Annotated in this window: 11 protein-coding genes; 10 read left to right on the plus strand and 1 reads right to left on the minus strand. The window is 72.1% G+C overall.

All coding sequences use genetic code 11. The features are described from left to right. Positions 1-378 precede the first annotated feature (378 nt). The 7 genes from ssd to ACZ6TV_RS42705 all read left to right on the plus strand — a co-directional run bounded on the left by ssd (position 379) and on the right by ACZ6TV_RS42705 (position 5,753). On the plus strand, positions 379-1,461 hold the full coding sequence (gene ssd, locus ACZ6TV_RS42675) for a septum site-determining protein Ssd (protein ID WP_465305002.1): 1,083 nt from the start codon (positions 379-381) through the stop codon (positions 1,459-1,461). Continuing rightward, positions 1,458-2,744 carry a TadA family conjugal transfer-associated ATPase gene (locus ACZ6TV_RS42680; protein WP_465305004.1) on the plus strand — a complete coding sequence of 429 codons (1,287 nt, stop codon included), beginning with the start codon at positions 1,458-1,460 and terminating at the stop codon, positions 2,742-2,744. The genes ssd and ACZ6TV_RS42680 overlap by 4 nt, the downstream gene beginning before the upstream one ends. Next, positions 2,741-3,811, plus strand: coding sequence for a type II secretion system F family protein (locus ACZ6TV_RS42685; RefSeq protein WP_465305006.1), 1,071 nt, complete (start codon positions 2,741-2,743; stop codon positions 3,809-3,811). Before ACZ6TV_RS42680 ends, ACZ6TV_RS42685 begins: the two co-directional genes overlap by 4 nt. Continuing rightward, positions 3,811-4,416 carry a type II secretion system F family protein gene (locus tag ACZ6TV_RS42690; RefSeq protein ID WP_465305008.1) on the plus strand — a complete coding sequence of 202 codons (606 nt, stop codon included), beginning with the start codon at positions 3,811-3,813 and terminating at the stop codon, positions 4,414-4,416. The genes ACZ6TV_RS42685 and ACZ6TV_RS42690 overlap by 1 nt, the downstream gene beginning before the upstream one ends. A gap of 50 nt (positions 4,417-4,466) precedes the next feature. After that, a complete protein-coding gene (locus ACZ6TV_RS42695) occupies positions 4,467-4,646 on the plus strand; it encodes a DUF4244 domain-containing protein (RefSeq protein WP_465305010.1) in 180 nt (59 codons plus the stop codon). 110 nt (positions 4,647-4,756) lie between these two features. Continuing rightward, complete coding sequence (locus ACZ6TV_RS42700; RefSeq protein WP_465305012.1) at positions 4,757-5,056, plus strand: TadE family type IV pilus minor pilin; 300 nt, start codon at positions 4,757-4,759, stop codon at positions 5,054-5,056. 292 nt (positions 5,057-5,348) lie between these two features. After that, entirely contained in the window at positions 5,349-5,753 is a 405-nt protein-coding gene (locus ACZ6TV_RS42705) for an Rv3654c family TadE-like protein (RefSeq protein WP_465305068.1), read from the plus strand. 116 nt (positions 5,754-5,869) lie between these two features. On the opposite strand, the gene ACZ6TV_RS42710 is transcribed toward ACZ6TV_RS42705, so the two are convergent. Continuing rightward, the gene (locus ACZ6TV_RS42710) at positions 5,870-8,698 is read right to left on the minus strand and encodes a DEAD/DEAH box helicase (protein WP_465305070.1); all 2,829 of its coding nucleotides are present in this window, start codon (positions 8,696-8,698) and stop codon (positions 5,870-5,872) included. A 174-nt stretch (positions 8,699-8,872) separates the two neighbouring features. Between ACZ6TV_RS42710 and ACZ6TV_RS42715 the strand changes: the two genes are divergently transcribed. The 3 genes from ACZ6TV_RS42715 to ACZ6TV_RS42725 all read left to right on the plus strand — a co-directional run bounded on the left by ACZ6TV_RS42715 (position 8,873) and on the right by ACZ6TV_RS42725 (position 12,333). Then, positions 8,873-9,235: an STAS domain-containing protein gene (locus ACZ6TV_RS42715; RefSeq protein ID WP_465305014.1), complete on the plus strand. Its 363-nt coding sequence runs from the start codon at positions 8,873-8,875 to the stop codon at positions 9,233-9,235. Between the two features lie 4 nt (positions 9,236-9,239). Continuing rightward, a complete protein-coding gene (locus tag ACZ6TV_RS42720; protein WP_465305016.1) occupies positions 9,240-9,722 on the plus strand; it encodes an ATP-binding protein in 483 nt (160 codons plus the stop codon). A gap of 253 nt (positions 9,723-9,975) precedes the next feature. Then, complete coding sequence (locus ACZ6TV_RS42725; protein ID WP_465305018.1) at positions 9,976-12,333, plus strand: sodium-translocating pyrophosphatase; 2,358 nt, start codon at positions 9,976-9,978, stop codon at positions 12,331-12,333. Positions 12,334-12,393 lie beyond the last annotated feature (60 nt).

Below are 12,393 nucleotides of genomic sequence, written 5' to 3' on the forward strand. Positions count from 1 at the left end.
CGAACCCCGGCGACCCCCGTCACCCCCCGGCGGGGGTCGTCCCCTTTGTATCTCGGCCGTCGCATGGCGTTTCGCTCGCTGGCCCCACTAATGGTCAGGTTATGGAGCATTGACGCTCGATGCTTTGTTGAGCGTTCACAAATTTCGCGGCTTCGACCGTTTTGACACTGCTTTGGAATTCCGCTGGTACGACCCAGCGATGCCAACGCCGTTTCAACCCTGTTTGTCCGGACTTTCTTAGCAGATCGACTGCGCGCGGTGGGGGCTGTCCACAAGTGGCCGGTTATCCACAGAAGCGGGCCGACGGTCGAGCGGCAGGTGCCGCGTCGGCGCCATGGTGTGCGGGTCCACCAGCCCGACTACCCCGTGGAGCACGTTGTGGCACGACATCGACCACTGCTCGTCACCGACGACCTCGACCTGCTTGACGACGTGCTCAGTCTCGCCGCCGGCGTCCCGCTCGACGTCGACGTCGAGTCCGGCCCGGAGCCTGCCCGGGCGCGATATCCCGAAGCGCCGATCGTCCTGATCGGCGACGCCGCGGCGCAGGCCTGCGCCCAGGCCCACCTGCCTCACCGGCGAGGGGTCGTCCTGCTCACCCGCGACCAGCGCATGGACCGGGCGATGGCGCTCGCCGACGCGGTCGGCGCCGAGCAGATCGTCAGGTTCCCCGACGGCGCCGCATGGCTCATGGACCGCCTCGCCACCGTCGCCCACGGGCACGCCGTCACGGTCGCCGCCCGCGGCAGGATCCTTGCCGTCCTCGGCGGTCGCGGCGGCGCGGGCGCCAGCGTCCTCGCCGCCGGTCTCGCCATCACGGCCGGCAATGTCGGCCTGAGGTCCCTGCTCGTCGACGCCGATCCCCTCGGCGGCGGCGCCGACCTCATCCTCGGCTGGGAAGACGTCGCCGGCCTGCGCTGGCCGGCACTGGCCGCGACGAGCGGCGCCGTCGACCCGCCCGCACTCGTGTCCGCGCTGCCCAGCCGCGGCGACGTCGCGGTGCTGTCCTGCGACCGCGGTCAGCCCGGCGGCCTGTCCGAGGACGCGATGGCCGCCGCGCTCGACGCCGGCAGCCGCGGCCGCGACCTCGTCGTCACCGACCTGCCCCGATCCCTCGACGACGCGGCCGTTCTCGCCCTGCGCGCCGCCGACCAGGTCCTCCTCGTCGTGCCCGCGGAGCTGCGCGCCTGCGTCGCCGCCGCCCGGGTCGCGGCGACCGTCACGCCCCACACCGACGAGCTGAGGATCGTCGTCCGCGGCCCGGCACCGGGCCGGCTGCGCACCAAGCAGATCGCCCGCTCGCTCGGCCTGCCGCTCGCCGGCACCCTGCGCGCCGAGCCCGACCTCCCACGACGGCTGGAGCAGGGCACCCCACCCGCGGGCAACGGCCGCGGCCCCCTCGCCCACCTGTGCCGCCGCATCATCGGCGACCTCGGCCTGACCAACGGAGCGGCGGCATGAGCGCGCTGATGCTCGACGAGCGCAGCAGGCCGGCGTCCGGCGGGCGGCTCGTGACGGCCGGCGGAGGGGCCGTCACCCTGCCGATCGACGACTTCGTCGAGCGAGTCCGGCTGCGCATGACCGTCAACAGTGTCGAGCCGACGCCTTCAGCGGTGCTGGCGGCGGTGCGCGCCGAGCCCGGCGCGGCGCTGCTCGGAGAGGGCACGCTGCGGCAGGTCGCCGACCGGCTCATCGGCGAGATGATCGGCGCGGGCGGGCTCGCCCCGCTGCTCGCCGACCCGGCCGTCACCGACGTCCTGGTCAACGGCATCGAGGTGTGGGTCGATCGCGGCGGCGGGCTGCGCCGGGCCACCGGCCAGTTCGGCGACGCTGGCGAGGTGCGCCGGCTGGCCCAGCGGCTCGCCGCGAGCGCCGGGCGGCGCCTCGACGACGCGTCCCCGTTCGTCGACGCACAGCTGGCCGACGGCACCCGGCTGCACGCGGTCCTGCCACCGATCGGCCGCGAGGGGCCATATCTGTCACTGCGGACGTTCCGGCGGCAGACGTTCACCATGGACGAGCTCATCGCGCGCGGCACGTTCGACCCAGGTGCGGCCCGCCTGCTGGCGTCGATCGTGGCGGCACGGATCCCGTTCCTCGTGACCGGCGGCACGGGCACCGGCAAGACCACCGTCCTCGCGGCCCTGCTGTCCCTGTCCCCGCCCGCCGAGCGGCTCGTCGTCGTCGAGGACGCGGCCGAGCTGCGGCTCGCGCACCCGCACGTGGTAGCGCTGCAGTCCCGGTTGTCCAACGTGGAGGGCGCGGGCGAGATCACGTTGCGGGACCTTGTCCGGCAGGCGCTGCGGATGCGTCCGGACCGGCTGGTCGTCGGCGAGTGCCGCGGCGCCGAGATCGTCGACCTGCTCGGCGCGCTCAACACCGGCCACGAGGGCGGCGCCGCGACCCTGCACGCCAACTCGCCGGCCGACGTGCCGGCCCGGCTGGAGGCGCTCGGGCTGCTCGGCGGCGTGCCACGGGCGGCGCTGCACGCCCTCGTCCATCCCGCGTTGCGGGTCGTCGTGCATCTGCAGCGCGACTGCGACGGCATGCGGTATCTCAGCGAGATCTGCGTCCTGGACGCGCATCCGGAGCAGCGGACCACCGTCGTGCTCACCGCCTGGCGGCGCGGCACCGGCCGGGCAGCCGCCGCCGACCAGCTGGAGATGCTGATCGACGACCGGGGTGTCACACCGCCCCGGCCGTCGGGTCCCTGGCGGTTCGTGCCGGGGAAGGGCTGGCAATGAGCGCGATCGACCTGGCACTGGCCGTGGGTGGGGCGATGACCGTCGCCTGCGGACTGCTCCTGCTCCGCAGGCGACGCACAAGGACACGGCTCGACCGGCTCTCCCGGCACCGCAGGACCACAGGCACCCACCGCCGGTGGTCGACGGCGGAGCGGTTGCCGGCAGTGCTCGTCGAGCGGCCCGGCGCGGCCATCACCGCCGGCGGTGCGGTCACGGGCGGCATCGGGCTGCTGGCCGGTGGCCCGGTCGCCGCTGTGCTGGCCGCGGCGTATGTGACGGTCGCCCTGATCGGTGTGCGCCGGCAGTTGCTGCGGCGGGCCGCCGACCGGGCGGTCGCGGAGCTGCTCGACAGCATCGAGGACGCCGTCGGCGACCTGCGGGCGGGCATCGTCCCCTTCACGAGTGCCGCGCCCTATCCGGGTGGAGCCGACGTGGAGCTGTATTCCGCTCCCGTCCCGGGCCGGCACATCGGCGAGGGCGGTCTCGGGGCGACGGTTCGCCGGATCTGGGAGGCGTCCGACAACCCAGCCGCCGGCAGCGGCTCTGCGGTGGGCGGGTCGTCACAGGCAGGGCGGGTGGCGCCCGCGCCGGTCGGTCGGGTGGCGCCCGCGCCGGTCGGTCGGGTGGCCTCCGCGCCGGTCGGTCAGGCGGCGTCCGCGCCGGTCGGTCAGGTGGCGCCCGCCCCGGTCGGTCGGGCCGGTCGGCGGGAGAGCGCGGCTGTCTCGGTCGCGCTGGCCAGACTCGAAGCCGCGCACCGGGTCAGCGAGGCGCTCGGCACGCCGCTCGCCGACCTCCTCGACCAGGTCGAGTCCGACCTGCGCGCCGGGCAGGCGCTGCGACTCAACCTCGCCGCGCAGACGTCCGGGGCGCAGACCACGACGACGTTGCTCGTCGGGCTGCCCGTGGCCGGCTTGTGGCTCGGCGCCGGCATCGGGGTCGATCCCGTCGGTCAGTTGTTGCACACGCCGCTCGGTGCGGCCTGCGCGATCGTCGCCGTCGCATTGCAGTGCGCCGGTCTGCTCTGGACCGGGCGGATGGTCCGGTCCGTCGTCGAGGAGGTGCGGTGATGAGCCGGGGGCGCCGCTGGCTGTATGCGACCTGCTGCGGCATCGCGGTCGGGCTGTTGCTCGGCGGGATCGGGGGTGTCGTGGCCGGTGCCGTCGCGATGGTCGCGGCGGAGCGGCTGCTGCGGCGGGTCGAGCCCCGGCGTGTGCGGCAGGAGAGGGTCAAGGCCCAGGGAGACCTGCCGTTCGCGACGGAGCTGCTCGCCGCGGCGTTGAGGACCGGCGCGCCACCCGACCGCGCGGCGGTCGTGGTCGGGGAGGCCGTCGGCGGGCCGGTCGGGTCCAGGTTGACGCTCGTCGGACGGGCACTGCGGCTCGGTGCGTCGCCGCGGGACGCCTGGGCGCACCTGGCCGACCTGCCCGGCGGGCGGCGGCTTTCCCGGGTCGCCGCCCGCAGCGCCGACCGTGGCACGGCGTTGACCCAGGCCCTCGAGCGTCAGGCGGCCGACCTGCGGGTCGCGAAGGCCGCCGCCGGCGAGGCGTCGGCGCGCCGGGTCGGCGTGCTGGTGGTGCTGCCGCTCGGGGTGTGTTTCCTTCCCGCGTTCGTGCTGATCGGTGTCGTGCCGGTCGTCGCCGCCGTCATCCGCGACCTGGTGAGGGTGCTGTGAGTCGTAGTTCGTCGATTGATTTCGTCCAGCGTCACCGTGAAGGAGCACCAGTGCCCAACCTCCGCGCCCGTTTCCGTGCCTTGCGCAGGGAAGACCGTGGATCGCACAGCATCGAATACGTCCTGGTCATCGGCGTCGGGGTGGCACTCGCCGCGGTGCTGCTGAAGGTGGTCATGTCGGATTCGACGTATGCCGCCATGTTCCGGCTGATCGGCGGAGCGCTGGGATGAGAGACGACCGGGATCGTGGCGCCTGCCGTGGGGGTCCGTGGCGCCGGCGGAGATGGACGCTTCGCACCGGCCGCGCCGACGACCGCGGGTCGGCGACGGTCGAGTTCGCCGTGGCACTTCCTGGAGTCGTCGTCCTGCTGCTGATCTTCCTCGCCGGATGGAGCGCCTTAGCGGCCAAGGTGCGCCTCACCGACGCGGCAGGTCTGGCGGCACGGGCGGCGGCCCGCGGCGAGCCGCAGGAGTCCATCGCCCGCGACACCATGCCGGCGGGCGCCACGATCTCGGTCCACCGCGACGGCGACCTCGTGCGGGTGACAGTGCGCCAACGCGTCAGCCTCGGCCCGCTGCCCTCGATCACCCTCCACGAGCAGGCAACCGCCCTGGCCGAACCCGAAAGCAACACCCCATGACCCGCGAACCAGCCGCAGCAGGCGGCCGAGCGCCCACCGGCCGCCTGCGGAAGGTCGTGACCGGCGGTCGAGGGGTCAATAGCCGCCTGCGGAAGGTCGTGGCCGGCGGTCGAGGGGTCAATAGCCGGCTGTGGGAGGTCGTTGTCGTAGGCCGTTTGCGGGAGTTGGTGGTCCAGGCCCGAAGGGCCGCTCGCCGCCTTCGGTGGTCCGCGGCCTGGGGCGAGGAGTCGTTGGCAGCTTGCGGGGAGTTGTGATGCAGGACAGAAGAGCAATGACCCGGCTGCGGGAGGTCGTGACTCGGGTCGGCGGTGGCACGGTCGGTGGGCAGGGTGCCGCGGAGCGGGATCGAGGGTCGATCTCGCTGGTGATGGTCATCGTCGGGGTGGTGTGCGTCGCGGCGCTCGTCATCGGGCTCGGGCTGGGTGGCACCCGCGTCGCGCGGCACAGGGCGCAGAACGCCGCCGACGCGGGTGCGCTGGCCGGCGCGGTGTGGGCGGTCGACGGTTCGCAGGCCGCCTGTGCGATTGCCGGCCGGGTGGTTGCGGCCAATGACGCCAGACTGGTCAGTTGCGCGGTCGACGGGCTCGACGTCCGCGTGACCGTCGAGGTCCCCATGGGCGACGGGATACCCGCGGGCAGAGCAAGCGCCCGTGCCGGGCCGGTCCGCGACTTCGGCACGGGAGCCGACGGTGAATGACCTTGCACAGCCGCCGATGAGACTGACCCCCTGACGTTGACCGATCATGCCCGGCGGGGCGGCGCACACCGGCGGGGGCAGTGGGTCGCGGACTGACGAGTGGCGACTGAGAAGCGCTACAGCGAGGCGAGGACGAGTGACAGGACTTGGACGGCGTCGTGTTTGTTGAGTGGATTGTTGCCGTTGCCGCACTTGGGGGACTGCACGCAGGATGGGCAGCCCTGCTCGCAGCGGCATTCGGCGACGACGGCTCGGGTCGCGCCGAGCCAGTCGGTGGCCACGTCGAAGGCGCGTTCCGCGAAGCCGGCGCCGCCGGGATGACCGTCGTAGACGAAGACGGTCGGCAGGGCGGTGTCGGCGTGCAGGGCGGTGGACAGGCCGCCGATGTCCCAGCGGTCGCAGGTGGCGACGAGCGGCAGCAAGCCGATCGACGCGTGCTCGGCGGCGTGCAGGGCGCCCGGCCAGTCGACCTCGGCGATGCCGGCCGCGTCCAAGGCCTCGGGGGACACGGTCCACCAGACGGCGACGGTTTTGAGGATGCGTTCGGGGAGGTCGAGCTGGCAGGTGTCGATGACCTCGCCGCTGGAGATGCGGCGGCGCTGGTAGCTGACGACCTGCGAGGTCACCTCGACCTCCCCGAGCGAGAGCGTGACCGGGCCCGCGGTGCGGGTCTGGCGGACCGAGAGGACGGTGAGGGAGGTGACGTCGCGGGGATGGGTGCTCCAGTCGGGTTCCTCGGCGTGGACGAGAGCGACGGAGTCGGCCAGGTCGAGCTTGTCCACGACGTACGCCGTGCCCTGGTGCAGATGGACCGCACCGGTGTGGACCTGGTGATGCGCGGAGCCGGTGTCGACGGTGCCGAGCAGCCGGCCGGTGGCCTCCTCGACAACGGCGATCGGTCCGCCGCCCGCACCACGGAGGTCGACGTCGGGGCGTTGGCGTTCCGTCCAGTACCAGCCGCTGGGCCGCCTCCGCAGGATCCCGGCGGCGACGAGGGCGTCCAGCGTCTCCTCGGCGGTCGGGCCGAAGAGCGGCAGATCCGCCGGGGTGATCGGCATCTCGGCGGCGGCGCAGCACAGTTGGGGGCCGAGGACGTGCGGGTTGGCGGGGTCGAGGACGGTCGCCTCGACCGGCTTGCCGAAGAGGGCCTCGGGGTGATGCACGAGGTAGGTGTCCAGCGGGTCGTCCCGCGCGACCAGTACACACATCGCGTCGCGGCCTGCCCGCCCGGCGCGGCCGGCCTGTTGCCACAGGGAGGCGAGGGTGCCTGGATAGCCTGAGATCAGGACCGCGTCGAGACCGACGAGGTCGACGCCGAGTTCGAGGGCGTTGGTGGAGGCGAGGCCGAGCAGGGTGCCGTCCATGAGGTCGCGTTCGAGGGCGCGGCGCTCTTCGCGGAGGTAGCCGGCGCGGTAGGCGGCGACCCGTTCGCCGAGGCCCGGCACGGCGTGGTCGAGCGACCGGCGGGTCATGCTGGCCACCACCTCGGCGCCCTTGCGTGACCGGACGAAGGCGAGTGTCCGTACGCCGGTGATGACCGCCTCGGTCAGCAGGTCAGCGGTCTCCCGCAACGCCGACCGCCGCACCGGCTCCGCGTCCCGCACCGCGAAGCCCGCAACCCGCTCGGCGGCAACAGCGACACCGGCGCCGGGCAGTGTGGGGAGGCCGGCTTCGCCGGTGGCGGCGTCACCGAAGTCTGTGCTGGGGACTGTGGCCAGGGCGGCGTCACGTGAGCTGCCGGCGGGGGTGTTGCCGGCGGCGCAGAGGGCGGCGTCATGTGGTCTGGCGGCAAGGGCGACGCCTGCGGCGGAGGCGGTGACCGCGTCCGCGACGCCTGTGGCGGCCGAGACCGCGTCCGCGGCGGCGGCCGTGACCGCGTCCGTGACGGCGGCGGAGGCGGTGACCGCGTCCGCGACGGCGGCGGCCGTGACCGCGTCCGCGACGGTGGCGGCCGTGACCGCGTCCGCGACGGTGGCGGCCGTGACCGCGTCCGCGACGGTGGCGAAGACAGGGCTTTCGGAGAAGCCCGAGCCGGCAACGCCCGAAAGAACGCCCTCGAACGAAGAAGGCGACGAGGAAGTCGACAACGAAAGCGACAAGGGAGACGACAAAGAAGGCGACGAGGAAAGCGAAGAATCAGCGAAGTCCGGCTCCGGGGGCAGCAGTGGTGGCTCCCACAGCGCGAACGTCACCCCGCCCCGTGGCGAAGAGTCCTCGGTCACGGCGGTCATCGGCAGGCCGACCAGCCTGGACCCCGACGCCTGGGGGTCGCCTGAGGTCGCCGAGGCCAGGACGAAGCACGGAGCGGGCAGGCCGCGCGGCGTGTAGCGGGCAGTCACCCGGCGGAGACGGCGCAGGACGTGGGCGACGTGGGAGCCGAAGACACCGCGGTACGTGTGGCACTCGTCGACGACCACGAAGCGCAGGCCGCGCAGGAAACGGGTCCACGAGGCGTGGTTGGGCAGGATGCCGTGGTGGAGCATGTCGGGGTTGGTGAGGACGAAGCGGGCGTGCTGGCGGACCCAGTCGCGTTCCTCGCGGGAGGTGTCGCCGTCGTACGTTGCGGGGCGGATGCCGGGCAGGTCGAGGGCGCGGAGCGAGCGGAGCTGGTCGGCGGCCAGGGCCTTCGTCGGTGAGATGTAAAGCACGGTCGCTTTGTCGTCGCGCAGCAGGGCGGCGAGGGCCGGCAGCTGGTAGGCGAGGGACTTGCCGGACCCCGTGCCGGTGGCGATGACGGTGTGGGTGCCGGACCACGCCAGCGAGGCTGCGGTCGCCTGGTGGGTCCACGGGAGCGCGACGCCGAACGCGGCCGTGAGCGCGGGCGGTGCCCACGAGGGCCATGGAGCGGTCGACCCGGCCCGGGGCGGCACGTGCTCGACATGGGTGAGCGACTCGGCGCGGCGGGACGGTAGGAAAGAGAGCGGAAGCACGGCCGTCACGTCCAGCACTCTAAGACAAATGTTCGAAGAGATGGCGCGGTACACGTGTGGCAATTGTGGGAAACAGGGTGGACGCGTCGCCTTGTGGGGGCGTCGATGGTTAGATGCCCGAGAGGCTCAATGCGGGCGACGTCCGCGGAAGAGCAGTGAAGCCCCGAACCGCCAGAAGAGGAGGTCCGCATGGAGCTGTCGTTGTCGACGTACGACTCCGGCGACCACACAGTGCTCGAAGTCGGCGGTGAGGTGGATGTGTACACCGCTCCGCGGCTTCGCGAGAAGCTGGTCGAGCTCGTCGAGGCGGGTGCCCGTCACGTCGTGGTCGATTTGAGCCGGGTGGAGTTCCTCGACTCGACCGGGCTCGGTGTGCTCGTCGGCGCGTTGAAGCGGCTGCGGGGTGTCAACGGCACGTTCGGGCTGGTGTGCGCGCACGAGAGGCTCCTGAAGATCTTCCGGATCACCGCCCTGGATCGGGTGTTCTCCCTGTACGACTCCGTGGCCGCCGCGACCGCCGCGGCCGGCTCGGACACCGAACCCACGGCGTAGGTTCATGCCCACAGTCAGGCTCTCGTTCTCGCCGGCGGCCGCACACGTCCGCACCGCCCGTCTGGTCGGTGTGGCTGTCGCGCGGCGCGCCGGCGTCGCTGAGGAGCTGCTGGAAGAGGTCAGGCTCGCGATCGGTGAGGCCTGCTCCCGTGCCGTGGCCCTGCACCGGTCGCACGGGCTGGATGATCTGGTCGACGTCGCGATGGCCGACGGCGACCGCTTCACCGTGCTGGTGGTGGACCGCGCGGCGAACGGGGCGATGGTGGCCCGGACCGAGGGTGAAACCGGTGATGAAGTGATCGTGCTGTCGGACCCGGCGCTGCCGCTGACCACCCCGCCTGACCTGCTGGCGGAGGAGGCGGTCGCGGCGAGGATGGGGCTGGCCCTGCTTGCCGGGCTCGTCGATGATCTCAACGTGTCCGAGCTGGCCGAAGGCGTCGGGACGCAGGTCCGGATGTCGTGGCCGTTGGAGCGTCCGGCGGAGTAGGACGAGCGGGCACACGGGCCGACAAAGGCGCACCAAAGCGCGACCGACGAGGGTCGATCGACGAAAAGCGATCTCCTGAAACGCGCAAGTCGGTGTGACCACAGACACGCTCTGCGGCTAGAGTACGGCGATCGTGTATGACGGGCCTGGTCATTGGGTACCTCGACCGTCCAACACGACTCCCCTTGGGGAGAACCCGCCGCCGGCCTGACCGCTCGCGGCGCTGTCATGTGTCGGTACAGGAGGACAACGAATGTCCGCAACACTCGTCGCAGCCGACGAGATTTCCCTCAGCGGGAACAACCTGACCTATGTCGTCGTCGCGCTCGTCATCGCCTTCGTGGCGCTGGGTTTCGCGGCCGCGTTGGTCAAGGCTGTCCTCGCAACCGGTCGGGGCACCCCGAAGATGCAGGAGATCGCCGGGGCGGTGCAGGAGGGCGCGACCGCGTACCTCACGCGCCAGTTCAAGACCCTCGGCATCTTCGTCGTCATCGCCGTTGTGGTGCTGTTCCTGCTCCCCGTGGGTGAAACCGGGGACAACGAGACCATGATCAAGATCGGCAGGTCGGCGTTCTTCATCGTCGGCGCGGTCTTCTCGGCCTTCATCGGCGGCGCCGGTATGGCGCTGGCCACCCGCGCCAACCTGCGCGTCGCGGCGGCGGCCCGGGAAGACGGCGGCCGGGAGAAGGCGATGCAGATCGCCTTCCGCACCGGTGGCGTCGTCGGCTTCCTCACCGTGGGCCTCGGCCTGTTCGGTGCGGCGCTGGTCGTGCTGATCTTCAAGAGTGACGCCCCGACGGTCCTGGAGGGCTTCGGCTTCGGTGCCGCGCTGCTCGCGATGTTCATGCGGGTCGGCGGCGGCATCTTCACCAAGGCCGCCGACGTCGGCGCCGACCTGGTCGGCAAGATCGAGAAGGGCATCCCCGAGGACGACCCGCGCAACGCCGCCACCATCGCCGACAACGTCGGTGACAACGTGGGTGACTGCGCCGGCATGGCCGCGGACCTCTTCGAGTCCTACGCCGTGACCCTGGTCGCCGCGCTGATCCTCGGCCGCGCCGCGTTCGGCGAGCAGGGCCTGGTCTTCCCGCTCATCGTCTCCACGATCGGCGTCATCGTCGCGATCCTCGGGGTGGCGCTCACCCGCCTGCGCCCGTCCGACCGCAACGGCCTGGTCGCCATCAACCGGGCGTTCTACATCTCCGCCGTCGTCTCCATCGTGTTGGTCGCCGGTGCCGCGCTGTTCTACCTGCCGGCCAAGTGGTCCGGCCTGACCGGCGAAAGCGACAGCCTGAAGGCGATCAAGGCGCTGGCCGGCGGCGACGCCCCGCCGTTCGGCCCGAACGTCACCGCGATCATCGCCTGCGCCATCGGCATCGTGCTCGCCGCCGTCGTCCTGGCGCTGACCGGGTACTTCACCGAGACTGAGCGCCGCCCCGTCAAGGACATCGGCAAGAGCGCGCTCACCGGTCCCGCCACCGTGGTGCTCGCCGGCATCAGCGTCGGCTTCGAGTCGGCCGTCTACTCCGCACTCGTCATCGGCGCCGGCGTGTTCGGCGCGTTCCTGCTCGGCGGCGGCTCGATCACGCTGTCGCTGTTCGCGGTCGCCATGGCCGGCACCGGCCTGCTCACCACCGTCGGCGTCATCGTCGCGATGGACACGTTCGGCCCGATCAGCGACAACGCGCAGGGCATCGCCGAGATGTCCGGTGACATCGACGAGCGCGGCGCCCGCACGCTGACCGAGCTCGACGCGGTCGGCAACACCACCAAGGCGATCACCAAGGGCATCGCGATCGCCACGGCGGTCCTCGCCGCGACGGCGCTGTTCGGGTCCTACACCGACTCGATCCTGAAGGAGTTCACCCAGGTAGAGGTGGACAAGTTCCTGAACGTGGCCAACCCGGGCAACCTGGTCGGCCTGCTCATCGGTGCCGCGGTCGTGTTCCTCTTCTCGGGCCTGGCCGTCAACGCCGTCGCCCGCTCGGCCGGTTCGGTCGTGATCGAGGTGCGTCGTCAGTTCCGCGAGTTCCCGGGCATCATGGACTACAGCCAGCGCCCGGAGTACGGCAAGGTCGTCGACATCTGCACCCGGGACGCCCAGCGTGAGCTCATCACGCCTGGTCTGCTCGCGGTGATGGCGCCGATCGCGGTCGGCTTCGGCCTCGGTGTCGGCCCGCTCGCCGCCTACCTCGCCGGTGCGATCGGCGCGGGCACGCTCATGGCGGTCTTCCTGTCCAACTCCGGTGGGGCATGGGACAACGCCAAGAAGCTCGTCGAGGACGGTACGCACGGCGGCAAGGGCTCGCCGGCGCACGAGGCGACGATCATCGGTGACACCGTCGGTGACCCGTTCAAGGACACCGCCGGCCCGGCGATCAACCCGCTGATCAAGGTGATGAACCTGGTCGCGCTGCTGATCGCACCCGCCGTGGTCGTCTACACCACCGGCGATGGCAACCCGGGGATCCGGTTCTCCATCGCGATCGGCGCGGCGCTGATCATCGCCGCCGCCGTGATCATCAACAAGCGCAAGCCGGTTTCGGTCGACGCCGGTAACGGCGACGACACCCCCTCGCAGGAGGCGGCCCCGGAGCGGGTCACCGCCTGACTCGCGACACCCAGACGCCCCGGCCGGATCATTCCGGCCGGGGCGTCGTATTTGTCGAAC

The organism is Dactylosporangium sp. NPDC051087, assembly GCF_055586325.1.

What these genes read in the sequence shown, in the direction of transcription:
- ACZ6TV_RS42685 (WP_465305006.1), top strand. Translation starts at nt 2,741, where the DNA reads ATGAGCGCGATCGACCTGGCACTGGCCGTGGGTGGGGCGATGACCGTC.
- ACZ6TV_RS42720 (WP_465305016.1), top strand. Translation starts at nt 9,240, where the DNA reads ATGCCCACAGTCAGGCTCTCGTTCTCGCCGGCGGCCGCACACGTCCGC.
- ACZ6TV_RS42715 (WP_465305014.1), top strand. Translation starts at nt 8,873, where the DNA reads ATGGAGCTGTCGTTGTCGACGTACGACTCCGGCGACCACACAGTGCTC.
- ACZ6TV_RS42725 (WP_465305018.1), top strand. Translation starts at nt 9,976, where the DNA reads ATGTCCGCAACACTCGTCGCAGCCGACGAGATTTCCCTCAGCGGGAAC.
- ACZ6TV_RS42690 (WP_465305008.1), top strand. Translation starts at nt 3,811, where the DNA reads ATGAGCCGGGGGCGCCGCTGGCTGTATGCGACCTGCTGCGGCATCGCG.
- ACZ6TV_RS42680 (WP_465305004.1), top strand. Translation starts at nt 1,458, where the DNA reads ATGAGCGCGCTGATGCTCGACGAGCGCAGCAGGCCGGCGTCCGGCGGG.